A 12667-nucleotide genomic window follows, 5' to 3' on the forward strand; every position below is an offset into this window, starting at 1 on the left:
CCTACAGCTTGAACGCCGCATCCGCCGCCGCGCGGGAGGCGTGCTTTGAGGCGAGCGCCGCCTCCAGCCGCGCGATCTCCGCCTTCAGCGTGACAATGCGCGCCTCGATCTCGTCTACCGACAGACGCGACACGTCGGCGACCGCCAAGGGATCGACGGGCTTCGGCTTGATCTCCTCATCCATTGGCTTTGCTCCTCCCCTTCCCTATTCTCCGCGGCGACCGCCGCTGCCTCAGGCGCGGGTGCCTCCTGTATGATCGCCCTATTTTGCGCGCCGTGGCCGGGCTGGGAAGAGCTTCGTGCCGGGTGCCCCACCGGAGCTTTCCATGTCCAGCGCCGCTGTCCCCCTGCCCGAGACCATGACCGCCATCACCGTCAGCGCCCCCGGCGGCCCCGAGGTGCTGGTGCCCGGCCCCAGGCCGGTGCCGAAGCCCGCGCCGGGCGAGGTGCTGGTGAAGGTTGCGGCTGCAGGCATCAATCGGCCGGACGTGATGCAGCGCAAGGGTCTCTACCCGCCGCCGCCCGGCGCCTCCGACATTCCGGGACTGGAGATCGCAGGCACCGTGGTGGCGCTGGGCGAGGGTGCGAGCACCTACAAGATCGGCGACAAGGTGTGCGCCCTCGTCACCGGCGGCGGCTATGCGGAATATTGCCCCGCCCATGAGGCCACCACCCTGCCGGTTCCCGAAGGCCTCTCCATGGCCGAGGCAGCGGCCATGCCTGAGACTGTCTTCACCGTCTGGAGCAACGTGTTCGACCGTGGTGGGCTGAAAGCCGGAGAGACGCTGCTGGTGCACGGCGGAGCGAGCGGCATTGGCACCACAGCGATCCAGCTGGCCAAGGCGCTCGGCGCCCGCGTGGTCGTCACCGCCGGATCGAACGAAAAGTGCGCCGCCTGCGTGAAGCTTGGCGCGGACCTCGCGGTGAACTACCGGACGCAGGATTTCGTCGCCGAGGTGAAAAGCTTCACCGCCGGCAAGGGCGCGAACGTCATCCTCGACATGATCGGCGGTCCCTACATCCAGAAGAATTACGAAGCAGCAGCGCAGGACGGCCGCATCGTGCAGATCGCCTTCCAGCAGGGTGCGAAGGCCGAGGTGGACTTCATGCGCCTCATGCTGAAGCGCCTCACCCACACCGGCTCCACCCTGCGCTCGCGCCCGGTCGCCGAGAAAGCGGCCATCGCCGCAGCCATCGTCGAGCATGTGCTGCCCTTGATCGCCGCCGGAAAATACCGTCCGGTGATGGACGAGACATTCCCCCTCACGGACGCTGCCGGAGCGCACGCCCGCATGGATGCGAGCGCGCACGTGGGCAAGATCGTTCTGGTGGTGGAATAGTCCCAGAGGAGGCGGGGGCGTCCCCGCCTCTGCCTTCAGGGGCGCCAGTCGCGCGGCGGTACGCCGCCCGAGCGCTGGATGGCCTCCAGAACCTCCCGCTGGCGGCGATCGGTGCGCTTCATGTGCACCGCAATCACCGCATGGGCCGAGGGCACGAGGAACATCAACGGGAAAATCAGCCCGAGCAGGATGCAGGGCACGATCATCACCAGATTGATGATGGCCGAGATGGGCTGCCCGTTCACCAGCAAACCGACGGGCGGCAGCAGAGCGGCGAGAATGTAGATCATGGCCTTCCCGGGCCCTCCTTGAGGCCCGATGTCCATATGGTGTGCCCTGCCCGTGCTGCAAGGATCGGGGCGAGACCATGCGCCGAACGCTGGTTGATCCGGGCGTCTCCTCCGCCTATTGCGGGGAAGGGGAAACGCCGCAGCCCGAACGGGCCGGCCCAAGGGTAAGCCGATGCAGCTCAAGGCGCTCCCGCCTCAGATCCTGATCCCGCTCATCGTCGCCTGCGCGCTCTTCATGGAGCAGGTGGACTCGACCGTCATCGCCACCTCCCTGCCCGCCATCGCCGCCGACCTCGGCGAGGACCCGGTGGCGCTGAAGCTGGCGCTGACCTCATACCTGCTCTCACTGGCCGTCTTCATCCCGGCCAGCGGCTGGGCCGCCGACCGCTACGGCGCGCGCACGGTCTTCCGCTCCGCGATCGTCATCTTCACCATCGGCTCGATCCTGTGCGGGCTCTCGTCGTCGCTGGCGGACTTCGTGCTCTACCGGATCATCCAGGGCATGGGCGGAGCTATGATGGTGCCGGTGGGGCGGCTCGTCATCCTGCGCTCGGTGCCCAAGTCCGAACTGGTCTCCTCGCTGGCCTGGCTCACCATTCCGGCCCTGCTGGGCCCGGTGTTCGGCCCACCGCTGGGCGGCTTCATCACCACCTATTTCGACTGGCGCCTCATCTTCTTCATCAATGTGCCGATCGGCGTGCTGGGCGTGTTCCTCGCCACCCGCTTCATCGAGAACGTGCGCGAGGAGGACGTACCGCCGCTCGACCTCAAGGGCCTGATCCTGTCGGGCGTCGGTCTCGCCGGCCTCGTCTTCGGCTTCGCCGTGCTGGGGCAGGAGGTGCTGGTGCCGCAGTGGGCGGCGCTCACCATCGGCACCACGGGGGCGTTCTTCCTGTTTCTCTATGTCCGCCATGCGCGGGTCACACCACACGCCGTGCTGGATTTGAAGCTGCTGCGCCACGGCACCTTCCGCGCCGGCGTGGTGGGCGGCTCCCTGTTCCGCGTGGGCATCGGTGCCATGCCCTTCCTGCTGCCGCTAATGCTGCAGCTCTCATTCGGCCTTTCGCCCTTTGCCTCGGGCCTGCTCACCTTCACCGCCTCGGCCGGGGCGATGGCCATGAAGTTCACCGCCGCCAAACTGCTGCGGCGGATCGGCTACAAGCGGGTTCTCCTCGCCAACGTGTTCCTGTGCAGCGGCTTCATCGCGATCAATGCCGCCTTCACGCCGCTGACGCCGCACTGGCTCATCGCGTCGCTCCTGCTGGTGGGAGGCTTCCTGCGCTCGCTGCAGTTCACCGCGCTGAACGCGCTGAGCTATGCCGATGTCGAGCCGGATGAGATGAGCCGGGCCACCTCGTTCGCCAGCGTGGCGCAGCAGGTGTCGCTCTCCTTCGGCGTCGCCGTAGCGGGCCTTGTGCTGGAAACCATGCGGGCGTCCCGTGGCGAGGTGGCGGTGACGCAGGGCGACTTCTCCGCCGCCTTCCTCGTGGTGGCGGCGGTAAGCGCGCTCAGCATCTTCTACTTCATCCCCCTGCCGAAGGATGCGGGCGCCTCACTCACCGCTCGCAAGCCGGACCTGGACGACCCGCGCAGCGAAGTGCCGCCAGACTAACCCTCCGCCTCGTCGCATTCTTCCGCCCCGGCATCGGCTTTTCCCCGGAAGCCGGTGGCGAGGACATACAGTTCTGCCGAATCGGCGCGGCTGGCAGCGGGCTTGATGTGGCGCACCAGCGCGAAATCCCGCTTGAGGTTGGCGAGCAGCGTGCCCTCGGTTCCGCCCTGGATCACCTTGGCGAGGAAGCCACCGCCGGGCGCGAGCACCTGACGGGCGAAGTCCGCCGCCAGTTCCACGAGTCCGACGATCCGCAAATGGTCGGTTTTCTTGTGGCCCGTGGCGTTGGCCGCCATGTCGGACATCACGAAGTCCGCCTGCCCGCCGAGCATCTCCATCAGCCGCTGCGGGGCGTCGGGGGCGAGGAAGTCCATCTGGGCGAAGGCGACGCCGGGAATGGCGTCCATTTCCAGCAAGTCTATGGCGACGATCTTGCCCTGCCCCTGCTCCAGGCCGATCTTCTGCGCCGCCACCTGGCTCCAGCCGCCGGGCGCCGCGCCGAGATCGACAATCCGCATGCCCCGCTTCAGAAGCTTCACCTTCTCGTCTATCTCGATCAGCTTGAACGCGGCGCGCGAACGCCAGCCCTCGCGCTTGGCGCGGGCCACATAAGGGTCGTTCAGCTGGCGCTGAAGCCATTTCTGCTGGGACGTGGTGCGGCCGCGCGAGGTCTTGACGCGCACCTTCAACGGCCGGCCGTCCGGCCCGCGGGGTGGGGTGGTCACGCTGGGCGGCTTCCGTTCGGCGCGTTCGCGTGGAATCCGTCAGCCGAGCGGCCATTCCGCCACACGCCGTCCGCCCGCATCATCTGCACCAGCATCCCCTCCCTCAGCCCGCGATCGGCCACCCGGAGCCGGTCGGCGGGAAAAATACGGCGCACCGCCTCCATGATGGCGCAGCCGGCGAGCACGAGATCCGCGCGCTGGGCGCCGATGCAGGGATTGGCGACCCGCTCCTCGAAGCTCATGGTCATCAGCCGCTCCACCACCTGCTCGATGTGGCTGGCGCCGAGCCAAGCCCCGTCCACACGCGCCCGATCATAGCGATCGAGGCCGAGATGGATGCCGGCGACCGTCGTCACCGTGCCCGAGGTGCCGAGAAGATGCAGCCGGGCGGGAGCGCGCACGCCCCAGCTCTGTCGCACGCCATCGAGCATGGCGCACACCTCGTCCACCATGGTGTGGAATACGTCCGGCGACACTTTCACGCCGCCATGGCGCTCCGACAGGGAGACGACGCCCACCGGCAGCGACACCCAGGAGCGAATGCGCGCGCGGGGCGGCCCGTCATCGCCGGCCGAGCGGCGGCCGAGCCAGACCACTTCCGTGGACCCGCCGCCGATGTCGAACAGCACAGCCCCCTCGCAGGAGGGGTCCACCAGCGGCGCACAGCCGGTGGCAGCGAGCCCCGCCTCGGTGCGGCGGTCCACCACCTCCAGCGTCAGCCCGGTGCGCGCTTCCACCTGGGAGCAGAAATCTTCGCCGTTGACGGCGGACCGGCAGGCTTCGGTCGCGACCATTCGGGCACGGGTAACGCCGCGCAGATCCATCTTGGTGGCGCAGATTTCAAGCGCGCCCAGCGCCCGCTCCATGGCGCCGTCGCACAGCCGGCCGGAGGCGCCAAGCCCTTCACCGAGGCGGACGATGCGCGAAAAGGCATCCACCACGCGGAAGCTGCGGGCCGTCGGGCGGGCGATCAGGAGGCGGCAATTGTTCGTGCCGAGGTCTATGGCGGCATAAATGCCGTGCGGGCTCGGCACCCGCGATTCGGTCCGCCGATCCTGAGACGGAACGGAAGTGGCGCAAGGGCGGGCGGCAGGAGGATGGTCCTTGGGACCATCACCCGTCCCCGCACGCAACGGAGAATCCGTTGCCTCGGCAACGTTTCCGCTACGGCAAGACTGCTCCGGACCCCCGGCGGGCCCGTGCGTCTCGTCCCTCATGTCCTGTCCCTCGCCGCAAGGCGGTCCCGTGCGCTCAGGCCAGCCGCGAAGGTCCGCGGCCGGCTGCGCCTTGCGGCCAGTGTAACAGCGCGACGCTGCTGCGCAATGCCGCGGCGTGCCCTGTTCGTAATCAGGCGGGGGTGAAACTCACTCGGCGGCGGCGCGGCCCTTGAGATCGAGGGTCAGGCCGGCGGCGAGGGCGTCGGCGCGGAAGGCCTTCACGGCGTCCAGGGACAGCTCGGCAGCGGTGCGCGATCCCAGCGCCGGCAGCTTCTTCAGCACGTCGGCGGGGGCGGTGATGATGTGGCAGCCCATCTCGTCCGCCTCGATCACGTTCCACACCTCGCGGGTGGAGGCCCAGATGACCTCGACGTTCGGGGTGGCCCGGGACAGCTCGACGGCGCGGGAAATCGCCGGCTTGTAGTCGATGCCGAGGTCGGCCAGCCGGCCGGCGAAAACCGAGATGATGGAAGGGGCGCCGCCGGCCAGGGCCTTCACGCCCTCGTCCACCTGGGGCACGTCGAAGATGGCGGTGAGGTTCACCTTCACGCCGTCCTGAACGAGGTCCCGCACCAGTTCGTACAAGGTTTCGCCGCGGGTCGTGGAGACCGGGAGCTTCACATGCACATGCTCGCCCCAGGTGGCTATGACGCGGGCCTGGGCGCGGATTTCGGGGATGTCGTCGGAGAAGACCTCGAACGAGATATGCCGGTCCGGCACCGCCGCCACGAGGTCACGGGCGTAGGATTCATAATCGGTTACGCCGGCCTTGCGGAGCAGAGAGGGGTTGGTGGTGAAGCCGGCGATGTGGGGCTGCTTCGCCATTTCCACGATCTGCGCCTTGTCGGCGCCGTCGGTGAACAGCTTCACCTTCAGGTCGCTCAGCTTCACGGACATCTCTTCGGCTCCCTTGACGATTTCGGCCATCCTATAGGCCGTTTGCGGCGAATTGGACACCGCCCGGACTCACAATTCGAACCGGGTGTCACCCGAGGTTGCCGGGAGGGGTATCGGTGACGTTAAGGGGGCGTTCACCATGAGTCGAATGCGCGGTGTCAGCCGGACTGGCGGCAACCTCCGTGAAAGAACCGCCGGGTCATCCTCCCGGTGACGGAAGGACGGGGACGCGCCTGGGTTGCGCACCTTGATACCGTCACACCCAAAGGGTCAGGGCATCGAGGGGCGGGCATGGTCTCGACGGACATGGTGGAGCGGATGGCGCGGGCGATGCACGCCTATTCGCAGCAGCGTTATCCGCTGCTGGAGCCGTGGGAAGAGCTGTCGCCCGAGCGGCGGGCCTACCAGCGCCAGCTTGCCGCCCATGCCCTCCAGGCCCTCACCCCCCACGACGTGATCGAGATCACCACCCGCGCCGCGCCGGCCATCGTCGCCGTGCCGGTGGAGCCCACCCCCTGGGCGCTGGCGGAGTTGCAGGAAGCGGCCATCTCCGACAACGGCACCGCCATGGATGCCCGGCGGCGCTACCGCTCGTTCCTCGCCACCGCGTCCCTGCCGCTGGCGACCCGCCATGCCGAGGGTGCGGTCTGAAGGGAGCGCGCGGCCTTTGCCGGCCGGAACGCGATCACCTTTAGCCGTCGTTGTCCCGTGGCTTGGCCGGGCGATGACACAAGACGAGAGACCTATTCCGCCGCCAGCGCCGGCCGCTCCAGCCCGCGGCCGGAGCGGGTGAGGTAGCGGCGGCACTGCTGCTCGCGGTCGTAGCCGAGCAGGGTCCCCAGCATGAAATCCTCTTCCGCCGTCAGGGCGTTGAGCGGCCGGGTGACGAACGCCCGCGCCACCGCCACGAACGCGTCGCGGCCGAAGAAGAGGTTGGCCTTGGCCGGGCTCACCTGCTGCACGAAATGGTCGATACCCGCCCGCTCCAGCCGCGCCAGAAGCGGCGGCAGTTCCCGCGTCGCCAGCGTCATCAGGAACAGCGGCCGCACGCCCCGCCCCAGCTCGTAGAGATGATGGTGAAACAGGCGCTGCATGGCGCCTGCCTCCTCCGGCACCGCAAGGCGCACCGGCGCGGGCGGCCAGCCGGCCTCCGCCTCGTGCGGCGGATCGCAGGCAACTTCTAGAGAATGGTGCTGAGCCATGCGGTCACTCGCTTGTCGGTGAGACCGGACTGGGTGTCCTGATCGAGGGCGAGGCCGACGAACCTGCCGTCGCGCTCGGCGGTGGAATTGAGATAGTCGTAGCCCTTGGTGTCGGTGAAGCCGACCACCACCGCCTCCAGCGCCGTCACCTCGTCATAGAGGATGCCCATGGCGTCCACGAAGGAGCCGGGATAGCTCTCCTGGTCGCCGGTGCCGAACAGGGCCACCTTCTTGCCCTTCAGCCGGGCGCCGCGGAGCTTGTCGATATGCTCCTCCCAGTCGGTCTGGAGCGTGCCGTCGCCATAGGTGGGCGAGCCGAGGATGAGCAGTTCGCAATTCTCGAAATCGGCCGGGCTCGCCGTCTTGATGTCCACCGCACGGCCCTGGCACTTCTTGGAAATCCGGGACGCAACGCCCTTGGTGGCTCCGCCGTCGGAGCCGAAGATCACGTTAACGATCATGTCCTCGTCTCTTTATGGAATGATTCAAAATAACGCGCCGCAGACTTCGCGAATGATGCGAGGCTCCGGCCACCTCTAAAACAGTCATCGACGATGCAAATGCATCGCATGAACATCATGGCATCAAGATTTTGATGAAGACAATGGGGGCCGGAGACATTGGAATGTCTCGATGGTGGACTTTGACTATCGTCGTCCCAGGCCGACCGGGCATGACGAGCGGGGCGACGACGTCGAAGAGTGACGCCCCCCCCTCCGGCCCCACACCGCCGTCATGGCCGGGCTTGTCCCGGCCATCCACGTGGTGTGGCTGGGAACAGCTCGGGGACACCGTCCCGGCGGCCCGACGTGGATGCCCGGGACAAGCCCGGGCATGACGCGGCAGGAGTCGCAGCAGATCAGGTCGCGATCTCGTCGTAGAGATCGCGCCATTCCGGGTTCGTCTCAAGAATGAGGCCAACTTTCCAGGCCCGTGACCAGTGCTTCATCGTCTTCTCGCGCTGGATCGCGAGCGCGATGTCGTCGTATCGCTCAAAGTAGACGAGGCGCGTGAGGCCGTGACGCTTTGTGAAGCCCTCGCCGTCACCCTCACGATGCTCGAAGGTCCGTCGCACCAGATCGTTTGTCACGCCGACATACAGCGTGCCATTCGGCCTGTTCGTGAGGATGTAGACCCAGCCGCCGCTCATGCGCGAATAGTCGAACGAACACTTGCCGCTCGCAACGGTAGGTCCTGTCCCCCTTTTGGCCGGGGGCACCTGCGGCGCACCGTCCCGTCGGCGATGGGGCCGCCCCCTCACCTCAGCATGAAGCCGATCGCCAGCGCATTGGCGATGTCGATGAAGAAGGCCGAGACCAGCGGCAGGATGATGAAGGCGATGGGCGCCGGGCCGTGGGTGCGGGTCACGGCGGTCATGTTGGCGATGGCGGTGGGGGTGGCGCCGAGGCTGATGCCGGTGAAGCCCGCCGCCAGCACCGCCGCCTGATAGTCCCGGCCCATGGCTGGAAACACCACGAACAGGATGTAGGCCACCGCCACCAGCGTCTGCAATCCGAGCACGGTCGCCAGCGCCGGGCCGAGGCCGCCCAGCGTCCACAGCTGCATGCTCATCAGCGACATGGCGAGGAAGATCTTCAGCGACAGATCCGAGACCAGCGCCAGCGCCGGGGTGCGGGCCGGCCACGGCAGGCGGGGCGCGAGCTTCGGCAGGATGTTGGTGATGACGATGGCCACCAGCATGCACACCACGAACATGGGCAGCTTCAGGCCGGTCTTCTCCACCACGCCTTCCAGCGCATAGCCGATGATGATGACGAGGTTGAGCGCGAGGATGGTGACGAGGATGTTCTTGTAGTTGACCGAACCGCCCTCGGGCTCGGCCGGGGTGTCCGGCAGGCCCACCATGGGGGCGTCGTCGCCGGTGCCGCGCAGGTTGAAGCGGGCGATGAGCAGGCCCGCCACCGGGCCACCCACGAGGCTGGCGATGACGAGGCCGAGCGTGGCGCTGGCGATGCCGATTTCCAGCGCGTTGGGCAGGTCGAACCGCTGCGAGATCAGCGGCGCCCAGGCGATGGTGGTGCCATGGCCGCCCACCAGCGACACCGAGCCCAGCAGCGGCCCCACGCCATAGGGCAGGCCGAGCACCGCCGCCCCGCCGACGGCCACGACGTTCTGCAACACCAGATAAGTGACCGTCAGCAGCAGCAGGATCACCAGCGGCTTGCCGCCGGTGGAAAGGTCGGAGACGCGGGCATTGAGGCCGATGCCGGTGAAGAAATAGAGCAGCAGCAGGTCGCGGGCGTCGAGGTCGAAGCTCACCGCGAGGCCCACTACCTTGTAGGCGAAGAGCGTGGCGAGCGCCGCGAGGATGCCGCCGGTGACGGCCTCCGGGATGTTCCAGCGCTTGAGCGGGGCGATGATCTCGTTGAGGCCGGCGCCGAGGAAATAGACGAGGATGGCGATGGTGAAGCTCAGCAGCCCCGAAACCTCGTACGTCGCTGGCATCTGGCTCCCCCTGCGCGGCCTTGCTCCGCCCCTCCTCTAGCCCATTCCGGGCGAGGCTCAAACGGTCAGGCGCCGAGCCGGCGCAGGGCCTTGCCGGCGAGCACGTCCGCCTCGATGTCCTCCAGTTCCTTCTGTCGGGTTTCCGGCACATAGGCGAGGGAGATGAAGAGCGAGGCGACGCACACCACGAGGAAGATGCCGATGGTGGCGGCAAGGCCGATACCCTCCACCACCGAGAGGAAGCTCGCCGCCACGATGGCGTTGAACAGCCAGCTCGTCGCCGAGGCGGCGGCGATGCCCCGCTCGCGGATGGCCGAGGGGAACAGCTCGGACATGAGCACATAGGGCAGCGGCCCGAGGCTCAGGGCGAAGGCGACGATGTAGGCGCACAGGCCCGCGAGCGCCACATAGGGCCAGTCCGCCAGAGCGGCGCCGATCACCACGGCGAGGCTCACCGCCATGGCCGCCGAACCGGCGATCAGCAGCGGGCGGCGGCCGAGACGGTCCACCAGCATCATGGCCGCCATGGTCGCCAGCACGTTGACGAGGCCGAGGCCGAAGGTGGCGGCGAGCGCGGCGACGCCGGCCGGGAAGCCGAGTTCGGTGAAGATGTGCGGGGCGTAATAGAGGATGCCGTCGATGCCGGAGAAGTTCTGCAGCACGAACAGCACGCTGCACAGGATGAGCACCGCTTTGGTGCTGCCCCGGCCCAGCACGGCGCGCCAGTTGCCGGCCGGCGCGCTGTCGCCCTCGCCCATGGATATCTCGCCGGCAAGGCCCAGCCGCCGCGCGGCCGCCTCGCCCTCCGCCATCCGTCCGCGGGAGAGGAGCCAGCGCGGGCTTTCCGGCAGCAGCAGCACGGCGCCCGCGCAGGCCGCCGCGATGAGCACGCCGCCGCCCAGCATCTGATCCCACGAGGCGCGGCCGGTGAGCGCGAGGGGCACCGCATAGCCGAGCAGGATGCCGATGGTGACGGCGAGCTGGAACAGGGACACCACCGCGCCGCGATGGCGGGCGGGCGTCACCTCCGCCGCATACATGGGGACCACCATGGAGGAGAGGCCGACCCCGAGGCCGATGAGGATGCGCGCCGCCACCAGCATCCCCACGCCGGGCGACATCGCCTGCCCGAGCGGCACCAGCGCGTAGCCGGCGAAGGCCAGGGTCGCGGCGAGCAGGCAGGAGGGGCGCCGGCCGATGCGCTGGGAGATGGGGGCGGCCAGCACCGCGCCGACGAAGCAGCCCGCCAGTAGCGACGTCACCATCATCTCGGTGGCGCGGGTGGAAAGGGCGAACGCCTCGGAAATGGTCCCGACCACGCCGGCGATGGAGGCCGTGCTGAAGCCGAACAGCATGCCGTTGAGGAGCACGAGGCCCGCCGTGAGGAACAAGGTTGCCATGCGATCCGACGGGTATGGGGGTAGCGCGCCGATAACGTGCGCGAGATGGAGAGGCCTGCGGGACTTGTAAGCGCGACCTACAGTAGAGCATAAGTACAAAAAATCGAGCGGCGATAGGCCCGGCATCTCGCCGGAGCTGCCGTCAGGGAGGGTACCCCGTGACCGTTTCCGCGGCGACACACGAACACGCCAACCGCTTGGCCATCGAGGGCGGCGAACCGGTCCGCACCGCGCCCCTGCCGTGGGAGCTGCCGGGCGCCCACTGGATCGGCGAGGAAGAGCTGGAACTGGTCTCGCGCGTGGTGCGTGCCCGCAGCCCCTTCCGCTTCTACGGCCCCGACCTCCAGCACATGGTGGACACGCTGGAGAAGGAATGGTGCGCCGCCTTCGGCCACAAGCACGCGCTGGGCGTCTCCTCCGGCACCGCCGCGCTGACCATCGCCATGTCGGCCCTCGACATCGGCCCCGGCGACGAGGTGCTGGTGCCCGGCTATCTCTGGGTGAGCTGCGTCGCCGCCGTGGTGCGCGCCGGCGCCATCCCGAAGCTCGTGGACGTGGACGACTGCTTCACCCTCGATCCGGCGGACGTGGCGCGCAAGATCGGCCCCAACACCCGCGCCGCGCTGATGGTGCACATGAGCGGCGCGCCCGGCCGCGTCGCCGACGTCGCCCGCATCTGCCGCGAGCGCGGCATCGCCTTGATCGAGGATTGCGCCCAGACCGCCGGCTCCAGCCAGAACGGCAAGGCCGTGGGCACCTTCGGCGACATCGGCATCTTCTCCTTCCAGCTCAACAAGAACATGACCTCCGGCGACGGCGGCATGGTGGTGACGGAGCGGGACGACCTGTTCCGCCGCATCGTCGCGCTGCACGATCTCGGCTATCCCCGCAACGAGAAGGGCCGCCTCGACACCTCCGACGAGAGCTGCCAGCTCTGGGGCGTCGGCGCCCGCATGTCCGAGCTGACGGGCGCCATGTGCCTCGCCCAGATGCGCAAGCTGCCTGAGATCACCGGGGCCATGCGCGCATCCAAGTGGCGCATCCGCAATGCGATCTCCGACATCCCCGGCCTCGGCTTCCGCACCGTGCCCGACCCCTCCGGCGACACCGGCCCGTTCCTGCTGATGACACTGAAGGACGAGGCCACCGCCCGCCGCTTCGTCGACGCCCTGCGGGCGGAAGGCATCGCCGGTCCGGCCGGCTCGCTCGCCTGCCTCGCCATGCGCGAGTGGGGGATGCACTGGTATTCCAACATCCCGAGCCTCGTGCACAAGCGCTCGGACAGCCGCGACGGCTTTCCCTGGACCCACCCGTCCAATGCCTTCGGCGAGAGCTACAGCTACGCCGCCGGCGCCCTGCCCCATTGCGACAACCTGCACGCCCGCGGCGCGCTGCTCACCATCGCTTCGACCCTGACCACCAAGGACGAGGACGACATCATCGCCGCCGTCCGCAAGGTGGCGCGGGTGGTGCTGGCCTGACGCCCGGACATCGGGCCTTCACGACACAGGGGGCCGC

Annotated in this window: 14 protein-coding genes; 4 read left to right on the forward strand and 10 right to left on the reverse strand. The window is 68.4% G+C overall.

Features of this window, described 5'->3' with window-relative positions; genetic code table 11:
• Position 1: 1 nt before the first annotated feature.
• Positions 2–184 (reverse strand): DUF1192 domain-containing protein, encoded by a 183-nt coding sequence (locus V5F74_RS16095; RefSeq protein WP_029557169.1) that lies wholly within the window; start codon positions 182–184, stop codon positions 2–4.
• A 142-nt stretch (positions 185–326) separates the two neighbouring features.
• On the opposite strand from V5F74_RS16095, the gene V5F74_RS16100 reads away from it, so the two are divergent.
• The gene (locus V5F74_RS16100; protein WP_029557168.1) at positions 327–1340 is read left to right on the forward strand and encodes an NAD(P)H-quinone oxidoreductase; all 1014 of its coding nucleotides are present in this window, start codon (positions 327–329) and stop codon (positions 1338–1340) included.
• 35 nt (positions 1341–1375) lie between these two features.
• Here V5F74_RS16100 and V5F74_RS16105 read toward each other — a convergent pair whose 3' ends face one another.
• Positions 1376–1630: a hypothetical protein gene (locus tag V5F74_RS16105; protein WP_374252043.1), complete on the reverse strand. Its 255-nt coding sequence runs from the start codon at positions 1628–1630 to the stop codon at positions 1376–1378.
• Between the two features lie 172 nt (positions 1631–1802).
• On the opposite strand from V5F74_RS16105, the gene V5F74_RS16110 reads away from it, so the two are divergent.
• Positions 1803–3242, forward strand: coding sequence for an MFS transporter (locus V5F74_RS16110; RefSeq protein ID WP_029557166.1), 1440 nt, complete (start codon positions 1803–1805; stop codon positions 3240–3242).
• Here V5F74_RS16110 and V5F74_RS16115 read toward each other — a convergent pair.
• The 3 genes from V5F74_RS16115 to V5F74_RS16125 form a co-directional block, all read right to left on the reverse strand.
• Entirely contained in the window at positions 3239–3967 is a 729-nt protein-coding gene (locus V5F74_RS16115; protein ID WP_029557165.1) for an RlmE family RNA methyltransferase, read from the reverse strand. The two genes, V5F74_RS16110 and V5F74_RS16115, sit on opposite strands and share 4 nt — an antisense overlap.
• Positions 3964–5001 carry a Ppx/GppA phosphatase family protein gene (locus V5F74_RS16120; protein WP_348550880.1) on the reverse strand — a complete coding sequence of 346 codons (1038 nt, stop codon included), beginning with the start codon at positions 4999–5001 and terminating at the stop codon, positions 3964–3966. The genes V5F74_RS16115 and V5F74_RS16120 overlap by 4 nt, the downstream gene beginning before the upstream one ends.
• Before the next feature lie 330 nt (positions 5002–5331).
• Entirely contained in the window at positions 5332–6081 is a 750-nt protein-coding gene (locus V5F74_RS16125; protein WP_038193115.1) for a transaldolase family protein, read from the reverse strand.
• A 291-nt stretch (positions 6082–6372) separates the two neighbouring features.
• Here V5F74_RS16125 and V5F74_RS16130 point away from each other — a divergent pair, with 291 nt between their 5' ends.
• Complete coding sequence (locus V5F74_RS16130; RefSeq protein WP_024277543.1) at positions 6373–6732, forward strand: hypothetical protein; 360 nt, start codon at positions 6373–6375, stop codon at positions 6730–6732.
• 92 nt (positions 6733–6824) lie between these two features.
• On the opposite strand, the gene V5F74_RS16135 is transcribed toward V5F74_RS16130, so the two are convergent.
• From V5F74_RS16135 to V5F74_RS16155, 5 genes are all read right to left on the reverse strand, one after another.
• A complete protein-coding gene (locus V5F74_RS16135; RefSeq protein WP_394009180.1) occupies positions 6825–7283 on the reverse strand; it encodes a DUF2023 family protein in 459 nt (152 codons plus the stop codon).
• The gene (fldA, locus tag V5F74_RS16140; RefSeq protein WP_029557161.1) at positions 7262–7744 is read right to left on the reverse strand and encodes a flavodoxin FldA; all 483 of its coding nucleotides are present in this window, start codon (positions 7742–7744) and stop codon (positions 7262–7264) included. Before fldA ends, V5F74_RS16135 begins: the two co-directional genes overlap by 22 nt.
• A 398-nt stretch (positions 7745–8142) precedes the next feature.
• Positions 8143–8433, reverse strand: coding sequence for a GIY-YIG nuclease family protein (locus V5F74_RS16145; RefSeq protein ID WP_029557160.1), 291 nt, complete (start codon positions 8431–8433; stop codon positions 8143–8145).
• Positions 8434–8540: 107 nt separating this feature from the next.
• Positions 8541–9749: a sodium/glutamate symporter gene (gene gltS / locus V5F74_RS16150; protein ID WP_029557159.1), complete on the reverse strand. Its 1209-nt coding sequence runs from the start codon at positions 9747–9749 to the stop codon at positions 8541–8543.
• A gap of 65 nt (positions 9750–9814) precedes the next feature.
• The gene (locus V5F74_RS16155) at positions 9815–11275 is read right to left on the reverse strand and encodes a sugar porter family MFS transporter (protein ID WP_394009182.1); all 1461 of its coding nucleotides are present in this window, start codon (positions 11273–11275) and stop codon (positions 9815–9817) included.
• Positions 11276–11307: 32 nt separating this feature from the next.
• Between V5F74_RS16155 and V5F74_RS16160 the strand changes: the two genes are divergently transcribed.
• On the forward strand, positions 11308–12630 hold the full coding sequence (locus tag V5F74_RS16160; RefSeq protein ID WP_394009184.1) for a DegT/DnrJ/EryC1/StrS family aminotransferase: 1323 nt from the start codon (positions 11308–11310) through the stop codon (positions 12628–12630).
• Positions 12631–12667: the final 37 nt, after the last annotated feature.

The organism is Xanthobacter aminoxidans (assembly GCF_043193615.1).
In the GTDB taxonomy this organism is placed as follows: domain Bacteria; phylum Pseudomonadota; class Alphaproteobacteria; order Rhizobiales; family Xanthobacteraceae; genus Xanthobacter; species Xanthobacter aminoxidans.